The 24431-nt window shown below is 74.1% G+C and carries 15 protein-coding genes and 1 riboswitch; of the genes, 8 read left to right on the forward strand and 7 right to left on the reverse strand.

Annotated features, from left to right (window positions below):
- Window positions 1-10: 10 nt before the first annotated feature.
- Window positions 11-179, forward strand: a riboswitch (cyclic di-AMP (ydaO/yuaA leader).
- 7 nt (window positions 180-186) lie between these two features.
- Window positions 187-1221, forward strand: coding sequence for a M23 family metallopeptidase (locus ACIP4Y_RS24205; protein WP_401396978.1), 1035 nt, complete (start codon window positions 187-189; stop codon window positions 1219-1221).
- 85 nt (window positions 1222-1306) lie between these two features.
- On the forward strand, window positions 1307-2251 hold the full coding sequence (locus ACIP4Y_RS24210; protein ID WP_401396981.1) for an aldo/keto reductase: 945 nt from the start codon (window positions 1307-1309) through the stop codon (window positions 2249-2251).
- A gap of 71 nt (window positions 2252-2322) precedes the next feature.
- Here ACIP4Y_RS24210 and ACIP4Y_RS24215 read toward each other — a convergent pair whose 3' ends face one another.
- From ACIP4Y_RS24215 to ACIP4Y_RS24230, 4 genes are all read right to left on the reverse strand, one after another.
- The gene (locus ACIP4Y_RS24215; RefSeq protein ID WP_401396984.1) at window positions 2323-3618 is read right to left on the reverse strand and encodes a PrsW family intramembrane metalloprotease; all 1296 of its coding nucleotides are present in this window, start codon (window positions 3616-3618) and stop codon (window positions 2323-2325) included.
- 42 nt (window positions 3619-3660) lie between these two features.
- Window positions 3661-4497, reverse strand: a complete 837-nt coding sequence (trmB, locus tag ACIP4Y_RS24220) for a tRNA (guanosine(46)-N7)-methyltransferase TrmB (RefSeq protein ID WP_358641037.1) — start codon at window positions 4495-4497, stop codon at window positions 3661-3663.
- A gap of 52 nt (window positions 4498-4549) precedes the next feature.
- The gene (gene lhgO, locus ACIP4Y_RS24225) at window positions 4550-5770 is read right to left on the reverse strand and encodes an L-2-hydroxyglutarate oxidase (RefSeq protein WP_401396988.1); all 1221 of its coding nucleotides are present in this window, start codon (window positions 5768-5770) and stop codon (window positions 4550-4552) included.
- Between the two features lie 83 nt (window positions 5771-5853).
- The gene (locus ACIP4Y_RS24230; RefSeq protein WP_401396991.1) at window positions 5854-7278 is read right to left on the reverse strand and encodes an MFS transporter; all 1425 of its coding nucleotides are present in this window, start codon (window positions 7276-7278) and stop codon (window positions 5854-5856) included.
- Between the two features lie 723 nt (window positions 7279-8001).
- Between ACIP4Y_RS24230 and ACIP4Y_RS24235 the strand changes: the two genes are divergently transcribed.
- Window positions 8002-10077: an asparagine synthase-related protein gene (locus ACIP4Y_RS24235; RefSeq protein WP_358641043.1), complete on the forward strand. Its 2076-nt coding sequence runs from the start codon at window positions 8002-8004 to the stop codon at window positions 10075-10077.
- Window positions 10078-10304: 227 nt separating this feature from the next.
- Window positions 10305-13649, forward strand: a complete 3345-nt coding sequence (locus ACIP4Y_RS24240) for a BTAD domain-containing putative transcriptional regulator (protein ID WP_401396994.1) — start codon at window positions 10305-10307, stop codon at window positions 13647-13649.
- Here ACIP4Y_RS24240 and ACIP4Y_RS24245 read toward each other — a convergent pair.
- On the reverse strand, window positions 13636-15516 hold the full coding sequence (locus tag ACIP4Y_RS24245; RefSeq protein WP_401396997.1) for a sigma-70 family RNA polymerase sigma factor: 1881 nt from the start codon (window positions 15514-15516) through the stop codon (window positions 13636-13638). The genes ACIP4Y_RS24240 and ACIP4Y_RS24245 overlap by 14 nt on opposite strands.
- A 1260-nt stretch (window positions 15517-16776) precedes the next feature.
- Window positions 16777-17541 carry a TetR/AcrR family transcriptional regulator gene (locus tag ACIP4Y_RS24250; RefSeq protein WP_401397000.1) on the reverse strand — a complete coding sequence of 255 codons (765 nt, stop codon included), beginning with the start codon at window positions 17539-17541 and terminating at the stop codon, window positions 16777-16779.
- A gap of 378 nt (window positions 17542-17919) precedes the next feature.
- On the opposite strand from ACIP4Y_RS24250, the gene ACIP4Y_RS24255 reads away from it, so the two are divergent.
- The 3 genes from ACIP4Y_RS24255 (at window position 17920) to ACIP4Y_RS24265 (ending at window position 21958) form a co-directional block, all read left to right on the forward strand.
- Window positions 17920-19296 (forward strand): NAD(P)/FAD-dependent oxidoreductase, encoded by a 1377-nt coding sequence (locus tag ACIP4Y_RS24255; protein WP_401397003.1) that lies wholly within the window; start codon window positions 17920-17922, stop codon window positions 19294-19296.
- Between the two features lie 129 nt (window positions 19297-19425).
- A complete protein-coding gene (locus tag ACIP4Y_RS24260) occupies window positions 19426-21078 on the forward strand; it encodes a SpoIIE family protein phosphatase (protein ID WP_401397006.1) in 1653 nt (550 codons plus the stop codon).
- Between the two features lie 64 nt (window positions 21079-21142).
- Window positions 21143-21958, forward strand: coding sequence for a class I SAM-dependent methyltransferase (locus ACIP4Y_RS24265; protein ID WP_401397009.1), 816 nt, complete (start codon window positions 21143-21145; stop codon window positions 21956-21958).
- Between the two features lie 25 nt (window positions 21959-21983).
- Here ACIP4Y_RS24265 and ACIP4Y_RS24270 read toward each other — a convergent pair whose 3' ends face one another.
- Window positions 21984-23282, reverse strand: a complete 1299-nt coding sequence (locus ACIP4Y_RS24270; protein ID WP_401397012.1) for an MFS transporter — start codon at window positions 23280-23282, stop codon at window positions 21984-21986.
- Window positions 23283-23392: 110 nt separating this feature from the next.
- Between ACIP4Y_RS24270 and ACIP4Y_RS24275 the strand changes: the two genes are divergently transcribed.
- Complete coding sequence (locus tag ACIP4Y_RS24275; protein ID WP_208033027.1) at window positions 23393-23941, forward strand: MarR family winged helix-turn-helix transcriptional regulator; 549 nt, start codon at window positions 23393-23395, stop codon at window positions 23939-23941.
- The last annotated feature ends 490 nt before the right edge of the window (window positions 23942-24431 follow it).

The following is a 24431-nucleotide window of genomic DNA, read 5'->3' on the forward strand; positions in this document are numbered from 1 at the left end:
GAGGCGGCTCCGTGCGCACGCGCCGAATCCCGCAAGGGAACCGGGGAACCACCACCTTGGGGTGAATCACGCGGATGCCGTCGTGAACTCATGGAGTCCACGACCGGTTTACGCGCGTAGGAGACCTTCCTGCTCCGAACCCGTCAGCTAACCCGGTAGGCGGAGGAAGGAAAGGAGTACGCCTGCGTGGCGTCCAACCGGCCTGCCCCAGAAGCCCCGTTCATACCGGCTCAGCGCGAGACCGAGACCTTCGGTTACGGTTCCTACCGCGCCGAGGAGGGCTCCTGGGAGGAGTGGAACCCGACCGAGGAATCCGTCGCCCCGGTCCGCGGCCGGCACCGCGTCGCCAAACAGCGCGGCGGCTTCGCGCGCAGCTCCACCGTCCTCGGCGTCGGCGTCATGGCCGCGGTCGGCGCGGGCGGCATGGCCAGCGCCAACACCGGCAAGCCGCCGGTCTCCATCTCCCTGCCGGACCTGCCCTCCGTCGGCTCCCTCTTCGAGGAAGGCTCCGGCGACGCCCCGGCCGCCGAGGCCACCACCACGCTCAGCAGCGTCGGTGTGGCCACCGCCGACAGCGAGGACGGCACCGACGCGGGCGAGGCCCTGCGCAACCGGATCATGGCCCAGGCCGAGCAGCAGCAGGGCCAGGCCGACAGCAAGGCCACCGCCGTCGCGCTCGCCGCCGCCGAGAAGCAGGCCGCCGACGCCGCCGCCCGGGCCGAGAAGGAAGCCGCCGCCAAGGCCGCCGCGGCCAAGGAGAAGGCGGAGGCCGCCGCCGAGAAGAAGGCCGAGGAGGCGCGGCTGGCCCGGCTGGCCAAGCAGTACACGCTGCCGACCTCCTCGTACACGATCACCTCGACCTTCGGCCAGGCCGGCTCGATGTGGTCCTCCGGCTACCACACCGGTCTGGACTTCGCCGCCCCCACCGGCTCCCTGATCAAGGCCGTCCACAGCGGCACGATCACCGAGGCGGGCTGGGCCGGCTCCTACGGCTACCGCACCATCCTCACCCTCGACGACGGCACCGAGCTGTGGTTCTGCCACCAGTCCTCGATCAACGTCACGGCCGGCCAGAAGGTCTCCACCGGCGAGGTCATCGGCCGCGTCGGCGCCACCGGCAACGTCACCGGCCCGCACCTGCACCTGGAGGTCCACCCCGGCGGCCAGGCCACCGGGATCGACCCCATGGCGTGGCTGCGCGGCAAGGGCCTCACCCCCTGACGCCCCCGCCCCGCGCGGGACACTTTGCGGGAAATTGACGCCGGCGGCGGGATGCGGTCTTCCCCCGCCGGCGTTGACCTGTCGTATGACGTCACTTCGTAAACTGGGCTCTTCCGATCTCGAGGTCTTCCCGCTCTCCCTGGGCGGCAACGTCTTCGGCTGGACCGCGGACGAACAGGCCTCCTTCGCCGTCCTCGACGCCTACACGGCGGCCGGCGGCAACTTCATCGACACCGCCGACGCCTACTCCGCCTGGGTCGAGGGCAACCAGGGCGGCGAGTCGGAGACGATCATCGGCAAGTGGGTCAACGCCCGCGGCAACCGCTCCGACGTCGTCATCGCGACCAAGGTCAGCCAGCACCCGGAGTACCAGGGGCTGTCCGCCGCCAACATCAAGGCCGCGGCCGACGCCTCCCTGCGCCGCCTGGACACCGACTACATCGACCTCTACTACACCCACTTCGACCAGCCCCAGGTGCCGGTCGAGGAGATCATCGGAGCGCTGGACGGGCTGGTGAAGGCGGGCAAGGTCCGGCAGATCGCCGCCTCCAACATCACCCCCGAGCGCCTCCAGGCCTCCCTGGAGTTCTCCGACCGCGAGGGCCTCGCCCGCTACGTCGCCCTCCAGCCGCACTACAACCTGGTCTCCCGGGACACCTACGAGGGCCCGCTGCAGGACCTCGCCGCCCGCGAGGGCCTGGCCGCCGTCCCGTACTTCTCCCTCGCCTCGGGCTTCCTCACCGGCAAGTACCGGCCCGGTACGACCGTCGACAGCGCCCGCGCCGGCGGCGCCCAGAAGTACGCCGACACCGAGCGCGGCCGGAAGGTCCTGGCGGCCCTGGACGAGATCGCCGCCGCCCACGAGGCCCCGGTCGCCACCGTCGCCCTGGCCTGGCTCGCCGCCCAGCCGACGATCACGGCCCCGATCGCCTCGGCACGGACGGTGGAACAGCTGCCGGCGCTGGTCGGGGTGGCGGAGCTGAAGCTCACGGACGCCGAGGTGGACCGGCTGACTCAGGCCTCCGCCTAGGGCCTGTCGTTTGGCTCATGCCGGGCTGATCCCCCGCTCCGGCGGTGCCGCACCCCCGGCAGCCCCGGCGGCTACGTCCGGTACGGGTTGTACGCGGCGTACGGCATCGCCGGATAGCCGTACGGCGCCGCTCCCCAGTGCGCCGGCGCCGGTACGGAGGCCCTGCTCGCGTACTCCAGGGCCGGCCGGGCCACGTGCCTGCGCTTCCACAGCTCGTCCAGCAGCTCCTGCTCCCGTACGACGAAGTCGGGGCCGGCCTTCCCCGCCCGCCCCCGGTGCCGCAGGAAGGCCAGCGCGGTGGCGTCCGCCTCGTACCGGGCGACCTCCCGCGCCGCCGGGCGCCCGTGGTGGTGCCGGGCGTAGTCCCGGGCCATCCGCCGCGCCCGCATCGACCCGAGCGCGAACGGCTCGGCCGGCCCCAGCCAGCCGGCCAGCACGTACGCCGGCAGCTCCGCCCGCACGGTGCGCAGCTCCCGCTGCCGGGTCCAGATCGCCAGCCAGGTCAGCAGCGCGAACGCGGGCACCATGAAGGCGCCGTAGACGGCGAAGAAGCCGTACTCGCCGAAGGTGGAGGAGCCGTTCCAGAAGGCGTGCATGCCCATCGCGAGCAGCAGGCCGCAGAGCGGCAGCAGGATCCGCCGCAGATGCTGCCGCTCGGCGGACAGCGCGGCGATACCGAAGCCGATGCCGGTGAGCACGGTGAACAGGGGGTGCGCGAACGGGGACATCACGATGCGCACGAAGAAGGTGGCGGCGGTGACGGAGGCGATGCCGCGGTCGCCGGTGAGCTGGTCGGTCCCGAAGGCCGTACCGAGGTAGAGGATGTTCTCGGTGAACGCGAAGCCGGTGGCGGTGATCCCGGCGATCACCACCCCGTCCACGATCCCGGCGAAGTCGCGCCGGCGGAAGAGGAAGACCAGCAGCACGGCGGCGGCCTTCGCGGACTCCTCCACGATCGGGGCTATCACCGTGGCGCCGAGCGTGTCGGCGCTTGCCGGGTCCGCGGTCGAGGTGGCTATCCACTTGGTCGCGAAGCTGTTGGCCACGATGGCTATCAGTGCCGCCGCACAGGCTCCCCAGGCGAAGGAGAACACCAGGTTCCGCCAGGGGCCCGGCTGTACCCGGTCCAGCCAGCGGAAGGCGGCTATCAGCCAGGGCACGGGCAGCACGGCCAGGCCGAGCCCGACGAGGAAGCCCTCCGTGCCGGTCTGCCGCCGCACCAGCGCGAGGATGACCAGACCGGACAGGGCCAGCAGGGAACTCAGTGCTCCGTACCGCACCCACCTGCGTTGCCACCAGTGCGGGTGGCGGAGCACACCGTCGCCGGGGCGCGGCGGATACGTCGGAAACGGAGGACTGGTGGCCACGGCATCGACCCTAACGGTGGCGGGGCGAGGGGCTGGAGCGGATTAACGGTCCTGCTCAGCGGCGCTGTGCGGGACACGCCGGAACAGCAGGTCTCTCACCACATGTCCCTTGTCCAGTCCCTGCCCCTCGAAACGGGTCAGCGGCCGGAAGTCGGGGCGCGGCGCGAAGCCGCCGTCCGGCTGGGTGTTCTCGAAGTCCGGGTGCGCGGTGAGCACGTCCAGCATCTGCTCGGCGTACGGCTCCCAGTCGGTCGCGCAGTGCACGATCGCGCCGGGCCTCAGCCGGGTCGCGGCGAGCGTCAGGAACTCGGGCTGGATGAGCCGCCGCTTGTGGTGCCGCTTCTTGGGCCACGGGTCGGGGAAGTAGACGCGCAGCCCGTCCAGTGCGTCCGGGCGGAGCATCTCCCGGAGCAGGATGATCGCGTCGCCGTTGCCCACCCGGACGTTGGTCAGGCCGTTCCGGTCGGCGAGATTCAGCAGGTTCCCCTGGCCCGGGGTGTGCACGTCGACGGCCAGGATGTTGGTGTCCGGGTCGCCCGCGGCCATCTGCGCGGTGGCCTCGCCCATCCCGAAGCCGATCTCCAGGACCACCGGGTGGTCGTTCCCGAACAGGTCGCCGAGGTCGATCACCTGCTGCCCGTCGATGTCCAGCCCCCACGCGGGCCACAGCCGCTGCAGCGCGTCGGCCTGCCCGGCCGTCACCCGGCTCCGCCGCGGCTGGAAGCTGCGGATCCGCCGCTCGAAGTGCGATCCGGCGGGATCCGCCTTGGGCCCGTCCGGAAAGCGCGGCTCCCCCTTGGCCCGGGTGTGCCGGACGGGGACACCGGGGGCGTGGGGTGCCGAGAGCGGGGCATCGGGGGTGTTCAGGGAGTCAGACACAGTACGACCGATTTTACGGCGCCCCGCGCGGCTGCCCGCTCAGCCGGGCCGCTCAGCCGGCCGCCGCGAGCATCTCCAGCACCCGGCGCCCGATCTCCCGCCCGATCGGCAGGGACGCCGTCGCCGCCGGGGACGGGGCGTTGAGCACATGCACCGCCCGCGCCCCCTCCCGGATCAGGAAGTCGTCCACCAATGTCCCGTCCCGCAGCACCGCCTGCGCCCGCACCCCGGCCGGGGCCCGCACCAGATCGCCGGCCTCCGCCGCGGGCAGCAGTCTGCGCACGGCCTGCAGGAACGCTCCCTTGGACACCGACCGGTGCAGCTCACCCGCCCCGTACCGCCAGTGCCGCCGGGCGATCGCCCACGATCCCGGCCACGCCACCGTCCCGGCCAGCTCCCGGGGCCGTACGACCCCCCAGTCGTACCCCTCCCGGGCCAGCGCCGGCACCGCGTTCGGGCCGATGTGCACGCCTCCGTCGATCCCGCGCGTCAGATGCACCCCGAGGAACGGGAACGCCGGGTCCGGCACCGGATACACCAGTCCCCGCACCAGCTCCGGCCGCGCCAGCTCGTAGTACTCCCCGCGGAACGGCACGATCCGCACCTCGGGCTCGTCGCCGGTCAGCCGGGCCACCTCGTCGCAGTACAGCCCGGCGCAGTTCACCAGCACGCGCGCGCGTACGACGTCCCCGCTCGCGGTGAGCACGGCCACGCCCCGCTCCGGGCGCCGGTCCACCCGCACGACCTTCGCGCCGTACCGGATCTCCGCCCCGGAGGCCCGCGCCAGCTGCCGGGCGACGCCCACGAAGTCGCACACCCCGGTCGTACCGACGTGTATGGCGGCGAGACCGTGCACCTCCGGCTCGTACTCGGCGATCTGGGCCGGCCCCAGCTCCCGCACCGGGATGCCGTTCTCGCGGCCCCGCTGCACGAGCGCGTGCAGCCGGGGCAGCTCCTCGCGTTCGGTGGCGACGATCAGCTTGCCGGTGACGGCGTGCGCGATGCCGTACTCGGCGCAGAACTTCACCATCTCGGCGGCGCCCCGCACCGCGTACCGCGCCTTGAGCGAGCCCGGGCGGTAGTAGATCCCGCTGTGGATGACCCCGCTGTTGCGCCCCGTCTGGTGCCGGGCCGGGCCGGGCTCCTTCTCCAGCACGGTCACGCGCGTCCCCGGCGCGGCCCGCGTGATCGCATACGCCGTCGACAGCCCGACGATCCCCCCACCGATCACGAGCACATCACAGTCGTACGCCCCGGCCCGCACCTGCACCACCTCCGCCTCCGATAGTGCACTGCGCCACTGACAACGGCTTCAAACGCCGAGGAGGGGCCCGGCACCCCCGTAGGCGTCCCTCCCTACGCCGGAGCCATCAGCAGCGGCCGCGCCCGCTCCCGCAGCTCGACCACGCGCGGCTCGTCCCCGTACGGCTCCAGCCGGTGCAGCAGGTCCTTCACGTACTCGGTGGTGCGCGCCGAGGAGATCCGCCCGGCCACCTCCACCGCCCGCACCCCCTGCTCGCACGCCGCGTCGAGATTGCCGGACTCCAGCTCGGCCACCGCGGACACGACCAGCCGCAGCCCGTGCGACCGCACGAACTCCTCCGTCGGCTTCGACAGCGCCTGCTCGGTGAACCGCCGGACCTGCCGGGGCGCCTTCAGGTCCCGGTAGCACTCCGCGGCATCCGCGGCGAACCGGTCGTACCCGTAGAAACCGAGCCACGAGGGGTCGTTGTCGCCGGGACGGGACCGCTCCAGCCAGCTCTCGGCCGCCTTCAGCGCCGTGCCCGCCGCCTGGGCGTCGCCCGCACGCGCGTGTGCCCGCGCCTCGACCAGCCGGAAGAAGCTCATGGTGCGGGCGGTCGCCAGCCCCCGGTTGCGCTCCAGCGCGGCCTGCGCGAGGTCCACGCCCTCGTCCCCGAAGCCCCGGTACGTCGCCTGCAACGACATGGAGGCCAGCACATAGCCCCCCAGCGGGACGTCGGCCGCCGCGCGCGCGAGCCGCAGCGCCTGGATGTAGTACCGCTGCGCGGCCTCCTGTTGCCCGGTGTCGAAGGCCATCCACCCGGCGAGCCGGGTGAGTTCCGCGGAGGCGCCGAACAGGGCGCGGCCGACCTCGTCGGAGTAGGAGCCGAGCAGCAGCGGTGCCGCCTCCACCCGCAGGCACTCCGGCACCATCGACGAACGCCAGTCCCCGCCGCCGTACTTGGAGTCCCACCGCCGGGCGTCCTCGGCGGCCTCCCGCAGCTTCTGCACGTCGCTGTGGCCGACTTTGATCGGTGCGCCGGAGCCCTCGCCGGAGCCCGCCTCCCGCGCGACCGAGCTGTCGGCGGGGGTTATCAGCCATCGTGAGGCGGGCGTTGCGTATGCGCTCACTGCGAACGACCCGGCCAGGGACTGCCAGATGCCGCCGGAGCCGGCGCGGCGGCCGGCGAGGTCGAGGCGGTACAGCTCGGTCGCCGACTTGACCGCCTGCCCCACGTCCCGGGGGAAGGCGAGGCCGACTTCGGGCGCGGGATCCGCGTCCGCCAGGCCGATCTCGTGGAGCGGCACCGGCCGGCCCAGCTTCTGGCCGATGGCTGCGGCGATGAGATGCGGCGCCGCACCCTGCGGCACCATGCCCTTCGACACCCAGCGCGCCACCGACGTCTTGTCGTAGCGAAGCGTCAACCCGCGTTGTGCGCCAAGGTCGTTGACGCGACGCGCGAGACCCGCGTTGCTGATTCCCGCGAGGGCGAGAACGGCGCCGAGTTTTTCGTTCGGCCCGCGTTGCTCCCTGGACATGCGCCACCCCTCGACACAGACGGCTGCCGTACTGGCATAACCACGCGGCATTCGTAAACCCAGCGTAGTTCGCCGCATCCCAAGCGTTAAGGGGCATTGTTCCGGTTGGCGGGATTGTGGTCGGTACGCAAGGGCGGCCCCCTACGCACCGTGCACGGAAGGTCGCCGCGTGCCCCCGCGCGTGTGGCCGTGCGCCCGTCCGTGCGCTCTTCTCCGGCCACCGGGGGAGCGGTTCCATGGCTACTGCGTGGGTCGGCCCGCTGTACTGGATCCAGTGGGCTGGGGGACACCGCCACCTTCATCCCCGCGGGTGGCGGACCGGTCCGGGAGGCGATGCCCGCCTCCCGGACCGTGCGCGCGTACGCATGGCTGGGTGCTGCGCAGGCCTGTACGGAGCGTGCTCACCTCCGGCGCCGCTCCAGTTATTTGGCCGAAAATCGACCCCTGCCGGTGCGATGAATTGCCGTTCCTACCACGCAACTTGACGGCGCGAAGGGCGGTTTGGGGGAGCGCGTTGGGGGCGCATTCGCGCCGTGCCGCCCGGCCTCCGTCCGGACCGGACCCTTCCGCACGGGTCGTCCGACCCTCAACTTCCCTGGCCCGCCTGGGGAACTTCCCTCGATCGAAGGCGGTGCCGCCGCCCCTCTCCGGCGCGCCCTTCATGGCAGCATGGGGAACCGGTTCGTACCGTGCACTGGTTGTCCACAGCCTGTGGAGGCGTCGATGCGGTGGTTGGTGGGGTGGAGCAGCACCGCCGCGGGCGCCGCCGGGATCGGCTCCGCGGGTGCCGTCGGCTACGACGGCGAGACCGTGCACCCGGTCGGCTCCCAACTCCTGTGGGGCGACCCGGATCCGCTGTGGGCCGTGGGCGACTGGCGCCCGGACGAGGTGCGCGTGGTGCACGCCGACGCCCAGCACCGCATCGCCGTCCTCGGCATCTGCGGCGCCACCGACGAGGAGCTGCGGCGCGGCCTGTTCACCGCGCGCGGGGGCGCGGTGCGCCATCTGACCACCTGGCCCGGCAGCTACACCGCCGTCGTCCAGGCCGGCCGCCGCATCACCGTCTGCGGCGATCTCGCGGGCGCCCGGCCGGTGTTCTACACCCCGTGGGCCGGCGGCACGGCCTACGCCACCGCAGCGCTGCCCCTCGCCGACCTCGTCGAGGCCAATCTCGACTTCACCCACCTCGCCGCCCTGCTGGCCGCCCCGGACGTGCCCGCCGCGCTGCGCGACACCACCCCGTACGACGGCGTACGGCGGATTCCGCCGGGGCACGCACTGGTGCTGCGCGCCGGGGCACGCGAGATCGCCGGGTACGAGCCGGTCGCCTCCCTCGCCGTCGCCGCGCCCCCGGCCGACCCCGACCGCGCCGTGGACGCCGTGCGGGACGCCCTCGTGGAGGCGGTCCGCACCCGGCTGGCGGCACCCCGGCACGTGCCCGACCTGGACCCCGGACCGGTGCCCGGCATGGGCCCGGCCGAGCGGCGCGCCGCGCGCGGGATGCCCGTCCCCGGCATCGGCGCCGACCTGTCCGGCGGGCCCGCCTCCGGCACCCTCGCGCTGCTGGCCGCCGGGCTGCCCGGCAGACCCGGCACGCTCCTCGGCCACGGCACCGGCGCGGGCGAACGCCTTCTCGCCGTCACGTTCAACGATCTGGCCGTGACCGGCCGCGAGGCCGAACTCGAACGCGCCGGGGTGCTGGCCGCCAATCCCCGGCTGCACCACGTGGTGGTCACCGGCGCCGAGGAGACCCTGCCGTACGCCGACCTCGACGGCCCCCTGACCGACGAGCCCGGCCCCTCCCTGGTCGTGGCGGCCCGGCACCGCGCGCGGCTCGCCGCCGGCAGCGCCGACCACTTCACCGGCCACGGCGCCCGCCAGGTCCTGGACGCCCACCCCGCCCGCCTCGCCGACCTCCTGGTCGACCGCCGGCGGCGCCACCTGGTCCGGCCGGTCGCGGCGCTCGCCCGTGCCGACGGCTCGGTCCTGGTCCCCGCGCGCGTGTACAGCGCGGCCCGGCGGCTGGCCCGCACCCCCTACCGGGCGGGCCTGGAGGTGCTGGCCGAACGGCTGATGCGGCGCCGCTTCGACGAACCCAAGGGGGCGGTCGGCGCGTCCCTCGCCGCGCTGGCCTGGGCCAGACCCGGGCCCGCCGCCCGGTGGCTGACGGGTGAGGCGCTGGCTGAAGTATCGGTTCTGCTCCAGGCGGAGGCGGACCGCTCCGGCACCGGCGCGCAGCGCCCCGGCGACTACCGGGCGCGGGCGGCACTCGCCCGGCACGCCGCCGACCTGCGCGTGCTGGAACAGGCCGCGGAGATCCGCTCCCAGCGCCTGCACGCGCCGTTCCTCGACAACCAGGTCGTCCGCGCCTGCCGCGACCTCCCCGAGGCCCTGCGCGTCCAGCCCGGCGCCCGCGCCGCGATCCTCCGTACGGTCCTGGAGGGCGCCGGCGTCACCGACCTCCCGGCCGGCTGGGGCGCCCCCTCCCACGCCTCCACGGCGGCCGCCGCGCGCGCGGGACTGCGGGCCGCGGCCGACCCCCTCCTGGACCTCTTCGCCACGCCCCTGCTCGCCGACGCCGGCCTGGTGGAGGCCCGCGTCGTCCGCAAGGCCGTGCGCTCCGCCGCGGCCGGCGAGCCGCTCCCCCTGGACGGACTGGCCGACCTCGTCTCCCTCGAACTCTGGCTCCGCCGCCTCCTCTCCCGCCGGGGCACCTGCTGGACGGGCACGCCCACCCGCTCCCGCGCGGTCCCTTCGGGGATCCAGCCGAGGAGAAGCGCACTGACGCCGGGGGCGTGAGCCGTCCGGCCGGGGGGTGCCGGGCGGGCCGATGCCGTCGTGCGTCTGCGGGCGCGCGGTGGCCGATCGCGCAGATCCCCGCACTCCTGGGGCGCCGCAGCGCCGTGAGCCGCGTGGCGAACCCGCGAGCGGAACCCACCCCCGGCCGGCCACAGCGAGGGCACCGCAAAGGCGCCCCGCCGCGGAAACCCCGTGCCCCGCTCCCGGCCCCCCGCCACAATGACCAGGTGCGGTACAGAATCCTGGGCGTAACCCAAGCAGCAGACGACCAGGGCACCCCCCTACCCATCGGCGGCCAGCGCCTGCGCACGCTCCTCGCCGCCCTCGCCCTCCGCCCCGGCCGCACCACCACCCCCGACACCCTCGTCGACGAGATCTGGGCGGACGACCCGCCCCAGGACGCCCCCGCCGCCCTCCAGGCCCTCGTCGGCCGTCTCCGCCGTACCCTCGGCCGGCACACCATCGCCTCCACCCCGGGCGGCTACCGCCTCGAAGCGACCGAGGACGACGTCGACCTCCACGTCTTCGCACGCCTCACCCGCACCGGCACCCAGGCCCTCACCGCCGGCGACCCGGCCACCGCCCACCGCACCCTCACCGAGGCCCTCGCCCTCTGGTACGGCCCGGCCCTCGCCGACCTCCCCGACCGCACCGCCGCCACCCGCCCCGACGCCCTGCGCCTGGAGGCGACCCGCGCCCACGCCGCCGCCGCGCTCGCCCTCGGCCGTGCCCAGGAGGCCGTACCGGAGCTGCGCGAACTGACCGCCGCGCACCCGTACGACGAGCCGCTGCACGTCCTCCTCATCCGCGCCCTGCGCGACACCGGCCGCCCGGCCGACGCCCTCGCCGCCTACGAGTCCGCCCGCCGCACCCTCGCCGACACCCTCGGCACCGACCCCGGCCCGGAACTCCGAGCCTTGCACGCGTCGTTGCTGAAGCAGGAGCACCCGGCCCCGCCGGTCAGCACGGCCCGTCCCCAGCCCAGGACTCCCGCCCAGCCCCCCGAGCGCACCGGGAACCTCCGGCCCCGCCTGACGTCCTTCGTCGGGCGGGAACCAGAACTCGAGGCCATTCGTTCGGACGTGCACAGGGCCCGCCTGGTCACCCTCACCGGACCGGGGGGCTCGGGAAAGACCCGTCTCGCCGAGGAGGCCGCCGCCGCCCTCCCCTCGGCCTGGCTGGTCGAGCTGGCCCCGCTCGACCATCCGGAGGCGGTGCCCGGCGCGGTGGTCAGCGCGCTCGGTCTGCGCGAGACCGTGCTGCTGACGGGCGACCTGGCGACCCCGCAGGCCGACCCCACGGCCCTGCTGATCGAGTACTGCGCACCGCGCAGCCAACTCCTGATCCTTGACAACTGCGAGCACGTCATCGGCGCGGCAGCCGCCCTCGCCGAGACCCTCCTCACCCGCTGCCCCGGGCTCACGATCCTCGCGACCAGCCGTGAACCCCTGGGCGTCCCCGGTGAGTCGGTGCGCCCGGTCGAGCCCCTCGCCCCGGAGCAGGCGCACCGCCTCTTCGCCGAGCGCGCGAAGGCCGTCCGTCCCGACGCCGACGCGGTGCTCGCCGACACCGGGGCCGTGGCGGAGATCTGCCGCCGCCTGGACGGGCTGCCGCTGGCCATCGAGCTGGCCGCGGCCCGGCTCAGACTGCTGACCCCGCGGCAGATCGCCGACCGCCTGGACGACCGCTTCCGCCTGCTCACCTCCGGAAGCCGCACGGTCCTGCCCCGCCAGCAGACCCTGCGCGCGGTCGTCGACTGGTCGTGGGAGCTGCTGGACGAGCGGGAGCGGACGGTCCTGCGCGAGGTGTCGGTGTTCGCCGGCGGCTGGGACCTCGCGGCGGCCGAGGCCGTGTGCTCCGGCCCGGTGGCGGACCTGATCGGCGCGCTGGTCGACAAGTCCCTCGTGGTCGCCGCCCCGCACGACCCGGACGGCACCGGCTCCGGCACCGGTATGCGTTACCGCATGCTGGAGACCATCCACGAGTACGCCACCGAGCGCGCGGCCGAGGTCCCCGGACTGCGCGCGGCGGCCGAGCGGCGCCATCGCGCGTGGGTGCGGGCGCTCGTGGAGGAGGCCGAGCCGCAGCTGCGGTCGGGCGCCCAGCTCCCCTGGTTCTCCCGCCTGGAGACCGAGCTGGACAACGTCCGCGCGGCCCTGGACCGCGCGGTGCGCGGCGGCGACGAGGCGGAGGCGGGCGCCATCGTCCTGGCCATCGGCTGGTTCTGGTGGCTGCGCAACCACCGCCAGGAGGCGGTCGCCTGGGTACGGCTGGTGCTGCGCCTGGGCGTCGCCCTGGACGCCCTGCCCGCGGGCGCGCCGGCCGGCGAGGCGATGGCACGGGCGGATGCCGCCGACCCGGTCGGCGCCTTCCTCGACGCCCCCGACGGCGAGGCCGGCCATCCGCTGCACGAGCTGCGGATGGACCTGCGCATGCTCGACCTGTTCCTGACCTCCGAGACCGGCACGGAGAACCTCGCCGCCGACGAGCGCGCCCGGGAGTACCTCGCGCGCGTGCGGGCGTACTACGAGCGCGGTGGTCCCCGGGCCGCCCGGCTCCCGGGCATCGTCTGGCCGTTGACCGCCTACTACCTGGGCGGCCCGGCCGACATCCGCCCGCACATGACGACGTCCGTGGTCAACGCCCGCCGTCACGGCGGCGACTGGGAGCTCGCGGTCGCCCTGATGTACCGCGCCCACGTGACCGTCGACTCACCGGGCAACCTGCGCGGCGTGGACGAGGACCTGGCCGAGCTGCGGACGCTCAGCCGGCACGTCGGCGACCGCTGGATGCGGGCCCAGGTGTGCAGCGCGGCCGGCGAGGCGGCCATGGCGCGCGGCAGGTACGAGGAGGCGCGCGGCGAGTACGAGGAGGCGCTGCGGCTCGCCTACGAGGTGGGCGCGTACGCCGAGTCGCCGTTCCTGCTCGCCCGGCTCGCCGAGATCTCCTACCGCTCCGGCGACCGGGAGACGGCACTGGCCGCCCTGGCCGAGGCGGGCACGGCCGCCGACCGGTACGCGGTGCCGGAGGCGCGGGCCTTCGTGCTGTTGCTGCGCGCCCACATCGCCCTGCACGACGGGCAGCCGGCCCACGCCCGCGAGCTGTACGAGGCGATCCGCACGGTGGTGCGGGACGGCACCCCGCCCCCGCAGTTCACGGCGGCCCAGCGGATGGTCGAGGCGCTGCTCGCGGCCGACGAGGCGGGCCCGGCGCACGGGCTGCCGGTGCTGGCGGACGCCCTGCGGCAGGCTGTGGCCGACCGGTGCGCCGAGTCGATCACGGCCGGTCTGGTGGACGTGGCGGCCGGTCTGCGGGCCCGGCTCGGCGATCTGCCCGGCGCGCTGCGGCTGTTCGCCGCCGCGGACCACTGGCGCGACGGACTCAGCCGGCCCGAGCCGGAGCGCAGCGAGGCCGCCCGGGTGCGTGCCGGTGCCCGCGCGGCCCTGACGTCCGAGCGTTACGCCGCCGAGTGCGCCCGGGGCGCGTCCCTCGGCGTGGCGGACGTCCTGCGGGAGCTGGGCGCCACGGCCGCGGCCGTCGAGGAAGGCCAGGGGCCGGCTACCGGCAGGTGAAACGGGACTCGGCCCAGTCCGCCGGCGCCGCCTCGTCGGCGGCGTGGCCGTGCGGTTCCACCACGAGCCGTACGGTGCTGCGCCCGGTGAGGTCCACATGGACGGGGACGGCCCGGTCGCGGCCCTTGACCATGCCCGACTGCCACAGCCGGACCCCGTCGGCGTAGACGGAGAAGGAGACCTTGCCGAGGCCGAGCGTCATGTCGTCCACGCCCACCAGGGCGTCGTAGGCGGTGCACTGCCGGTAGAGGGCGATGGTGACGGAGGACTCGCCGCCCACGGTGACCCCGCGCGCGTACTGCTTGCCGCCGATCGACAGGCCGTACCGCTGCCACACCCAGCTGCTCTCGGACAGGACGATCTCGGGCCGGGTGCCGTCGCCGGTGGCGTCGAAGCGCAGCTCGCTCAGCTCGTAGACGGCGGGTGCCGGCGCCGGCGCCGGCGCCGGTGGCGGAGTCGGCGCGGGCGTCGGCCTGGGCTTCGGCTTCGGTTTCGGGGTGGGGGTCGGTGTGGGCGTGGGGGGCGGTGTCGGCGTCGGGGTCGGGGTCGGCTCCGGAGCGACGACCACCGGCTGGGGCTCGCGCGAGGGCGGGGGTGCGGGCCGGTGGGCCGGCGAGGCGGGCACGGGCGTCTCGGGTCGTACGACCGGCGGCCGTACGGCGGGCGGCCGGACGACCGGCGTGGACGGTGCCGGCCGGGCGACCTCCTTCGCCGGACGGCTGTCGTTCACCAGGGCCAGGGCGACCGCGGTGGCGGCCACCGCGACCACACCGGCCGCGATGCCCGCCTTCACCGGCGCGCCGAGCCCCTCGGAGGCCGCGGCCCCGCCCGCGCCGGCCGCGCCGCCGGACGAGCCGGTGGCCGCGGCGGCGGCCCCGGCCGCCCCGCTGCCGGCCACGATCCCGAGCGCCTTGGCGTACCCGGCGGCGCCGAACCAGCCGATGACCGCGACCGGTACGACACCGGGGATGCCGCTCGCGACCTCCTCGATCTGCGCCGCTGCCAGCCGGCACCGCGCGCACTCCGCCAGGTGCTTGCGCAGGCCCCGCTCGGCCCGGATGCGCAGCTTGCGGCGGGCGTAGGTGCCCAGTTGATCGGCGTAGCGGGCGCACTCCTCGTCACGGGTGAGGGTGGCGCTGACATGGGCCTGGAGATAAGCCTGCTTCAGCCCCTCGCGCGCGCGGCTGGCGAGCACGCGGGTGCCGTTGGCGTCCAGCCCGAACAGGACGGCCACCTCGCTCGGGGACTCGTCCTCCACCTCGGTGTGCCACAGCACGGCCTGCCAGCGTTCGGGCAGCGAGCGGAAGGCCCGCATGGCCAGGGACTGTTCGGCCTCGTGCAGGGCGCGTACGTCGGCGCCGAGACCGAGGGTGTCGTCGTCGGACGCCGCCGGGATCCGGGCGGCCTGCTGGGCGAAGAGGGCGAAGTCGTCGACGAGCTGCTCCCGCCGGGCGGACCTGGTCCAGTGCGCGGCGACGCGCCGTACGGAGGTCAGCAGATAGGCCCGTACGGCGTGCTGGGGCCCGGACCCTCCCCGCACGGCCTGGAGCATCCGCGCGAACACCTCGGCGGTGAGGTCGTCGGCGGTGTGCCCGTCCCGGCAGCAGGTGCGCGCGTACCGCCGTACCGCGTCGGCGTGCCGCCGGTACAGCTCCTCGTAGGCGGAGTCGTCGCCGGCCCGCATCCGCTCGATCAGCTCGCCGTCGGCGGGCGGCATCTCCCGGGGCGGCGGCAGTACGCTCCCCTCACGCTGCGCCGGCACGCTCGTCTCACCGGCCCCACCGGAGGAAACCGGACGCCCGCCCTGCTTCGGTACGTGAGCTGAGGCCGGCCCCAAAGTCTCCGCGTCCCCGTCGTCAACGCCCATCGCCGACAGCCCCCGACACCGGCCCAGCCCAACCCGTCACCGGCTCAGAGTGCCACACCGCCCTCCCCCCGACCCCCCTCCCGCCCACCCCGTCCACTCATCCGAGCGGACTTCCCCCCACAACCCCGAACACCCCTCGAACGGCGGCCCCGCCGGCCAGAGGACCACCCGCACAACGGCGCGGGTCCACTCGGCAGGGGGCCACTTGCCCCCACGGCACTCCCCGTAGCCGCCAACGGCGGGCCCGGCCGACAGGGGGCCACCCGCACCCGACGGCGCAGGCCGCACCCGGCACTGCCCGCAACCGCCCATGGCGGATTCGCCCCGCGAGGCACTACCCGCATCGCGATGAATGGGTCCGTCCCGCAGAGGACCCGCTAGCCGCAGGGCAGCACCCGCGCCCGCCGACGGCGAGTCGGTCCCGCAGGGGTCACCCCCGGCGCCGGCGCTAGCTGTACGGCAGTATCTGCGCCCGCCGACGGCGAGTCGGTCCCGCAGGGGCCGATCCCGTCGCCCGCGCTAGCCGCACGGCACTGCCCGCGCCCGCCAACGGCGAGCCCGCCTGGCAGGAGGTCACCCGCACCCGGCGGCGACAGCCGTACGGCACCACCCGCGCCAGCCGCACTGCACTGCCCGCGCCGGCCGACGGCGAGCCCGCCTGGCAGGAGGTCACCCGCACCCGGCGGCGACAGCCGTACGGCACCACCCGCGCCAGCCGCGCGACACCACCCGCGCCGGCCGACGGCGAGTCCGCCTGGCAGGAGGTCACCCGCACCCGGTGGCGACAGCCGTACGGCACCACCCGCGCCCGCCGACGGCGAGTCCGCCTGGCAGGAGGTCACCCGCACCCGGTGGCGACAGCCGTACGGCACCACCCGCGCCAGCCGACGGCGAGTCCGCCCGGCAGGAGGTCACCCGCACCCGGCGGCGACAGCCGTACGGCACCACCCGCGCCAGCCGCACGGCACCACCCGCGCCGGCCGACGGCGAGTCCGCCTGGCAGGAGGTCACCCGCACCCGGTGGCGACAGCCGTACGGCACCACCCGCGCCAGCCGCACGACACCACCCGCGCCCGCCGACGGCGCGCCGCTGCGCAGGCGGCCGCCCGCGCCCCACGCCGATATAGCCGCACGGCACCACCCTCAGCCGCCCACGGCGAGGCCGCCCCACGAAAACCACCCGCACCCGGCCGCGGGAGCTCCACGGGGGGTGCGGGTGGGAAATCGGAGATCGGTGAAGCCGAAGGGTGGCGACGCGACCTACGCCGGTCGGGACCGCAGCCCCTCCAGCAGGATGTCCAGCAACCGGGCCGACGCCGCGGCCTGCTGCGCCGCGTCCGGCAGCGACGGCGCCGCCGTGGCGATCACGAGCAGCACGTCACTCACGGACACGTCCGCCCGCAGCTGACCCGCCGCCCGAGCCCGCTCCACCAACTGCCCGACCACATCGAGCAGCGCCCCGGCCCCGGCGTCGTCGGCCGCCACCGCGGCCTCCTCCGCCACGAGCCGCAGCTCGGCACCCCCCGGCTGCACCCGCTGCTGAGGCACCCGAGCCTCCTCAGCCGGCGCGGCCGAGTCACCCGACCCGGTCGACCCGACCCTCAGCACGTGCGGCGGAAGCAACCGCCCCGCCCCCGACGCCACGGACGTCCGCAGGAACCGCGACAGCGCCGACCACGGCTCGTCCTCCTGCCCGAGCGCCGTCCGCGCCTGCTCGGTCAGCCGCGCCGTCTCCTCCTCGGCGATCCGCCGGACCAGCACGTCCTTGCTGGGAAAGCGCCGGTACACCGTGCCGACCCCGACCCGGGCGCGCCGCGCCACGTCCTCCATCGGCGCGCCGTACCCCAGCTCGCCGAACACCTCACGCGCCGCACGCAGCACGTGCTCCAGATTGCGCTGTGCGTCCACCCGCAGCGGGGTCGTCCGCGCCACGTCCGCGCGTCCGTTGCCCCCCGCCGCGGTCATCGCCTTCCCACCGGGCGCGATGGCGGCTGCCGATGCCCAATGCGTTTCCTGAACATGCATGTGTTTCCCCCGGTAATGACGTCTCCCCCCGGAGACTCTCCCCGCCACTGAACGCGAAGTGCGCGGAACCGGCATCGGTCCCGACCGGACCCGCCCGTCGCGGACCCGTTCGACCACATTCCCTACACTCCGTCGACACACGAACATAGTTGAGAGACAGTCAATTCAGAAGGGGCAGGTTCCGCACAGTGCGCCCCCCGATCGGAGTACGGGGCAGGTACGTCCCTGTTCCCGGCTTTCGCCCCCTGTAGCCCGCCCCCGCTGACCTGCCCCCTTTCGTCCCGCGCCGCCACCCCGGCCGGCCCTGCGCACACCCGGCCGCCGGTCACACAATTTGCCGGGGCTGTGGACAAACTCCAGCGCCGGGTGCGTCATGGGATGGTGAAGGAACGTGCGCGCATTCTGGTTGTCGGCGGCGGCTACGTCGGGATGTACACGGCCCTGCGCCTCCAGCGGAAACTGAAGGCCGAGCTCAGACGGGGCGAGGTCGAGATCACGGTCGTCACCCCGGACCCCTACATGACGTACCAGCCGTTCCTCCCCGAGGCCGCCGCGGGCTCGATCTCCCCGCGCCACGTCGTCGTACCGCTGCGCCGCGTCCTGGACCACTGCCACGTCGTCATCGGCGAGGTGACCTCCATCGACCACGCCGTACGCACCGCCGCCGTCACCACGCTCGCCACCGCCGAGGAGGGCACCGCCGAACTCCTCGACTACGACGAACTCGTGCTCGCCCCCGGCTCGGTCGCCCGCACCCTGCCCATCCCCGGCCTCGCCGAGTACGGCATCGGCTTCAAGACCGTCGAGGAGGCCATCGGCCTGCGCAACCACGTCATCGAACAGATGGACATCGCCTCCTCCACCCGCGACCCCGCGATCCGCGACGCCGCCCTCACCTTCGTCTTCGTCGGCGGCGGCTACGCGGGCGTCGAGGCCCTCGGCGAACTGGAGGACATGGCCCGCTACACCGCGCGCTACTACCACAACCTCCGCCCCGAGGACATGAAGTGGATCCTCGTGGAGGCCACCGACCGCATCCTCCCGGAGGTCGGCCCCGAGATGGGCCGCTACACCGTCACCCAGTTGCGCCGCCGCAACATCCAGGTGCTGCTCGACACCCGCCTGGAGTCCTGCGCCGACCGCGTCGCCGTGCTGAGCGACGGCCAGCGCTTCCCGACCCGTACGGTCGTGTGGACGGCCGGCGTCAAACCGCACCCGCTGATCGCCGCCACCGACCTGCCCCGCACCGACCGCGGCCGGCTCCGCTGCACCGCCCAGCTCACCGTCGAGGGCACCGAGCACGCCTGGGCCGCGGGCGACGCCGCCGCCGTACCCGACGTCACGGCCGCCGAACCCGGCACCGAGACCGCCCCCAACGCCCAGCACGCGGTCCGCCAGGCCAGGGTCCTCGGCGACAACATCGTCCACTCCCTGCGCGGCGAGCCCCTGGAGACGTACGCGCACAAGTACGTCGGTTCGGTCGCCTCCCTGGGCCTGCACAAGGGCGTCGCGCAGGTCTACGGACGCCGGCTGAAGGGCTACCCTGCCTGGTTCATGCACCGCGTGTACCACCTCAGCAGGGTGCCCACCTTCAACCGCAAGGCCCGGGTGCTCGCCGAATGGACCCTCGCCGGGCTCTTCAAACGGGAGATCGTCTCGCTCGGTTCACTCGAACATCCCCGAGCGGAGTTCGAACTCGCGGCCGGTGGAAAGCCTCCTCACAGCCCCTCCGACGACCCGAAGGGGTCGTCCTGACCGGACTCAGGAACTCCACGGCTCGCGCCGGCGTCTGACGGTTGTCGCCCGCCGCGGCCCGCTCCCTGCCAGACTGCCCTACGACGTCGGACGGGCCACCCGCCCTAGCACCCACGAGGCTTTCCCCAAGTGAACTTCACGCGCTGGAGCGCCCGGCTCCCCGGAACGCAGCGCCGCGCCGCCGCGCGGACCGAGACGGCGGTCACCCCGGACCGGCGGGGGGAAGGCTCCGTGCCCGCGGCCCGCGCTGCACAGTCCTCCGACGGCACACCCCCGGTGCCCGCCGTCGACGAACTGCCCACGCGGGACGTCCTGGACCGCGTCCCGGCCCTCGTCGCCCTCGTCCACGGCCCCGACCACCGGATCTCCTACGTCAACGACGCCTACACGGCGGCCTTCGGCGCCCGCCCCACCTGCGTCCCCGCCCGCGAGGCCCTGCCCGAACTCGTCGAACTCGGCCTGCTCCCGCTGCTCGACCAGGTGCTGCGCAGCGGCAAGCCCCGCACCCTGAAGTCCCGCAAGGCCGTCGACGGCCGCTCGTACACCTTCACCTGCACCCCCGTCGCCGAGGACGGCGACCGCGACGCAGGCGTCCTCGTCTTCGCCACGGACGTCACCGACCACGCCGAGGCCGCCGAACGCCTGCGCGCCAGCGAGCGCCGCCAGCGCGAGACCGCCGTCACCCTCCAGCGCTCCCTGCTCCCCCAGGAACTCGAACAGCCCGACGACCTGCGCATCGCCGCCACCTACCAGCCCGGCGGCACCGAAGCCGCGGTCGGCGGCGACTGGTACGACGTGATCACCCTCGGCGGCGGCCGCACCGCCCTCGTCATCGGCGACGTCATGGGCCGCGGGGTGCGTGCCGCCGCCGTCATGGGCCAGCTGCGCACCGCCGTCCGCGCCTACGCCCGCCTCGACCTGCCCCCGCACGAGGTGCTCCAGCTCCTCGACGGCCTCGCCGCCGAGATCGACGCCAACCAGATCGCCACCTGCGTCTACGCCGTGCACGACCCCAACGAGGGCCGCCTGGTCTACGCGTCCGCCGGCCACCTGCCGATCCTGGTGCGCGACGAGAACGGCGCGGTCTCCCGCGCCGACGAACCCACCGGCCCGCCGCTGGGCACCGGCGGCTGGATCCACGCCTCCGGCTCCATCGCCCTCGGCCCCGGCGCCACCGCCGTCCTCTACACCGACGGCCTGGTCGAACGCCGCGACGAGGACCTGGACGAGGGCATCGCCGCGCTCGAAGGCGCCCTCGCCGGCGCCACCGGCACCCCGCAGGTCGTCTGCGACCGCCTGGTCCGCTCGGCCGGCGTCACCGCCGACCACGACGACGACGTGGCCGTCCTCGTCCTCCAGCACCCCGCGCGTACGGGCCCCGACGGCGACCTCTTCCGCAACGCGGCCCTCGAACTCCTCGGCGGCGTCGAAGCGGCCCCTCGCGCGCGTGCCTTCGCCTCCGGCGTCCTCACCAGCTGGCGTTTCCCCGCCGAACTGCACGACCTCGGCGTCCTCGCCACCAGCGAACTCGTCGCCAACAGCCTCCAGCACGGCACCCCGCCCATGCGGCTCCGGCTCCGCCGCACCGACCGCCGCCTCATCGTCGAGGTCACCGACGGCGACGACCACCTGCCGAGGCGGCGCCGCGCCGAACCCGGCGACGAGTCGGGCCGGGGCATCGCGATCGTGGCGACGATCGCCTCGAACTGGGGCTGCCGCCGCACCCCCGGCGGCGGCAAGGCGGTCTGGTGCGAGTTCGTCCTGCCGAAGGCAAAACACTGACCCGCAGCCGTCCCGGACAGCGCGGCAGTCCGGCGACACGCGCGCCCGGTGCTAGAAGCTGACCATGACAGACGGATCCGGCGCGCGGAACGGCGCACCCGACGGGCCAGAGCGCTACGACACCTACTCCACGCCGATCATGGCGCCGTTCGTCGGCGAGCTGCTGGACGCCGCGGACCTGCGCCCCGGAGCCACTGTCCTGGACCTCGCCTGCGGCACGGGCTTCGCCGCCCGCGCGGCGGCCGCCCTGGTCGGCCCCACCGGCCGGGTCCACGGCGCCGACAAGGACGCCGGGATGATCCGGGTGGCCCGGGACCGGCACCCCCGCCTGTACCCGGACATCGAGTTCACGGTGGCCCCCGCCGACCACCTGCCGTACGGCACCGCCACCTTCGACGCCGTCGTCTGTCAGCAGGGCGCCCAGTTCTTCCCCGGCCTCGACGCCGGCCTCGCCGAGGCCGCCCGCGTCACCCGCCCCGAGGGCCGCTTCGCGGCGACCGTCTGGGCCCCCGTCGACCGCCAGCCCTACTTCCTCGCCCAGCAGCGAGCCGTCCACGAGTACGGCGGTCCCGACGCGCTCCGCTACTTCGCGCGGGCCTTCGCCGTCACCGCCGAGCAGCTCACCACCGGCCTGCGCGCGGCCGGCTACACCGGCACCACCCATCGCGAGATCACCTTCGACATCGCGCTGCCTGCACTGGACGCGTACGCCCACGGCCACCTGTCCGCCCTCTGGGGCGGCCTGCTCAGGCAGGCCGGCGGCGAGGAGGCCCTGAGCCGGGCCGCCGCCCTGGTCCGCGAGCAGCTGGCCGAGCACCTCGCGGACGACGGCACGGCAACGCTTCCGTTCACGGCGCTCCTGGTCACGGCGACCCGCTGAGCACCCCGACGGGGCGCGGGGCTGCCTAGCGCGGCTCGACCAGCGGAGCGCCGTGCTCCGCGGACGCACCGCCCCGCCGGACCACCCGGGTCCCACGCGCCAGCCACGGCCGGTCCTGTACGGCGGTGAGCTGCCGGCCCAGCCGCAGCGCCAGGACGGTGATCCCCAGCGAGAACAGCAGGAAGGTCACGATGTACGGCCCGTGCAGCGCGGCCCCGAGCGGACCGCCCACCGCCGGCCCCACGGCCAGCGCCAGCTGCTTGACCAGCGCGAACGCCGAGTTGTACTGCCCGGCCATGCCCTCCGGCGCCAGATCGGCGACCAGCGGCGCGACCGTCGGCGAGAGCATCGCCTCACCGAGCCCGAACAGCGCGTACGTCGACACGAACGCGGCCGTCGCCATCTCCTGGCTGCCGTGCCCCAGCCCCGCGTACCCCGCGGCCAGCCAGGCCACCGACCAGATCAGCCCGACCACGGCGATGACCCGGGACCGGCGGCGCCGCTCCACGAGCTTCAGCACGGCGAACTGGGCGACCACGATCATCAGCGTGTTCGCGGCCAGCGCCGTCCCCAGCGCGGACGTGGATATCCCGGCCGCCTCCACGCCGTACGCGCTCAGCCCCGACTCGAACTGTCCGTAGCAGGCGAAGAAGAGCACGAAGCCCAGCACGCACAGCTGCACCATCGCCCGGTTCCCGAGCAGCTGCTTCCAGCTGCCCTTCGCCGACCGCCCGGGAGCGTCCTCCATGCGCGGCGAATGCGGCATCCGCACGGTCGCCAGCACGCCGACCAGCAGCAGGAACATCGCCGCCTCGATCGCGAACAGCAGCGTGAAGGAGGACACGCGCGTGGTGTCGACGAGGTGACCGCCTATGAGTCCGCCGACGCCCAGCCCCAGGTTCTGCAGGAAGAACTGCATCGCGAACGCGCGCGAGCGCGTGTCCGCCGAGGAGCAGTCCACGATCATCGTCGCCAGCGCCGGCTGCATCACGGCCTGGCCGGCGCCGAGCGCCGCCGCGGACAGCAGCACGGCCCCGGCACCGCCCGCCAGACCGAGGCTGAGCGCGCCCAGAGCGGCGGTCACCAGGGCGGCGAGCAGGACCGGCAGCGGGCCGCGCCGCACGATCGCCCGGCCGGCGAACGGCAGCACGATCAGCGCGGCCACGGCGAAGACGGCGAGCACGAGTCCCGCCGTCATGGCTCCCAGGCCCCTGACCTGCGCCACATAGACGTACAGGTAGGGGACGGTGAAGCCGAGCCCGAACGCGCTGAGTGCGTTGCCCACGTGGATCCGGCGCATCGCTGCGCCCATCGCCCTGGTCACGTTCACCTCTCTCACTAGTTAGACCTGAAGACTTCGAAGCTAAAGTTCGAAGCTAAAGAGTACACACTCAAGGACTTCAAGGCAAAGGCGTATCGTGCGATACTGCGCTCATGGCCGACACCCCCGGCGTCACCGAGCCGACGCTCGAAGAACAGATCGCCGCATACCAGCGCGAGTTCCAGGACCTCGACCCCCAGGTCGAGAAGATCGTGTCGGCCCTGTCCCGGCTCAACCGCCGCATGAACGTCGCCTACGGCCGCCAGACCGCCGCCCTCGGCATCAGCAACGCCGAGTGGGAGGTCCTCAAGGCCCTGGTCCTCTCCGGCGCCCCGTACCGCATGGGCCCCAGCGACCTGGCGAAGCGGCTCGGCCTCACGCCGGCCGCGATGACGCACCGGATCGACCGCATGGTCGCCGAGGGACTGGTCACCCGCGAGCGTGACGAGTCCAACCGCGTCCGGGTGATCGTGGAGCTGACCCCCGAGGGCCGCGAGAAGTGGCTGGAGGCGATGCGCCTGGCGACGGTCTTCGAGGAGGACCTGCTCCAGGACCTCACCCCCGTCGAGCGCGCGGTGCTCGGCGAGGTCCTGACCAGGCTCCTGCGCCGGGTCGAGCATGCCCAGCCGGACGCCGGCGGCCGGCTCAGCGACCTCGATTAAAGATCTTGACAGCGGCGGTTGACACCGCCTTGTCCGATCCGTAGAGTTCTTCGGGTTGCCGCGGAGCCGTAACGGTTCTTCGACAGCACCTCAGCCGCCTCGAGCGGCACCCCTCACACCTTCAGCACGATCTTCCCTCCGGGTTGATTTCGGCGTGCCCGAATTCAATTCGAATAGGGGCTCGGCGGCCCGATTGGGAATCGCCGGGCGGATCCGCTAAGGTTTGAGACGTCGGAACGGCCCAACGGCCGGGAAGACAAGCCCCCCTGACTGGGAGTCAGACGCCGAAAGGATCTGATAGAGTCGGAACCGCCGGAAAGGGAAACGCGAGAGCGGGAACCTGGAAAGCACCGAGGAAATCGGATCGAGAAAAGATCTGATAGAGTCGGAAACGTAAGACCGAAGGGAAGCGCCCGGAGGAAAGCCCGAGAGGGTGAGTACAAAGGAAGCGACCGTTCCTTGAGAACTCAACAGCGTGCCAAAAATCAAC

This window comes from Streptomyces sp. NPDC088810 (assembly GCF_044750305.1).
In the GTDB taxonomy this organism is placed as follows: domain Bacteria; phylum Actinomycetota; class Actinomycetes; order Streptomycetales; family Streptomycetaceae; genus Streptomyces.

Coding starts and splice junctions, on each gene's coding strand:
- ACIP4Y_RS24210 (WP_401396981.1), top strand. CDS start 1,307: ATGACGTCACTTCGTAAACTGGGCTCTTCCGATCTCGAGGTCTTCCCG.
- ACIP4Y_RS24230 (WP_401396991.1), bottom strand. CDS start 7,278: ATGTCCAGGGAGCAACGCGGGCCGAACGAAAAACTCGGCGCCGTTCTC.
- ACIP4Y_RS24235 (WP_358641043.1), top strand. CDS start 8,002: ATGCGGTGGTTGGTGGGGTGGAGCAGCACCGCCGCGGGCGCCGCCGGG.
- ACIP4Y_RS24245 (WP_401396997.1), bottom strand. CDS start 15,516: ATGGGCGTTGACGACGGGGACGCGGAGACTTTGGGGCCGGCCTCAGCT.
- ACIP4Y_RS24250 (WP_401397000.1), bottom strand. CDS start 17,541: ATGCATGTTCAGGAAACGCATTGGGCATCGGCAGCCGCCATCGCGCCC.
- ACIP4Y_RS24255 (WP_401397003.1), top strand. CDS start 17,920: ATGGTGAAGGAACGTGCGCGCATTCTGGTTGTCGGCGGCGGCTACGTC.
- ACIP4Y_RS24265 (WP_401397009.1), top strand. CDS start 21,143: ATGACAGACGGATCCGGCGCGCGGAACGGCGCACCCGACGGGCCAGAG.
- ACIP4Y_RS24275 (WP_208033027.1), top strand. CDS start 23,393: ATGGCCGACACCCCCGGCGTCACCGAGCCGACGCTCGAAGAACAGATC.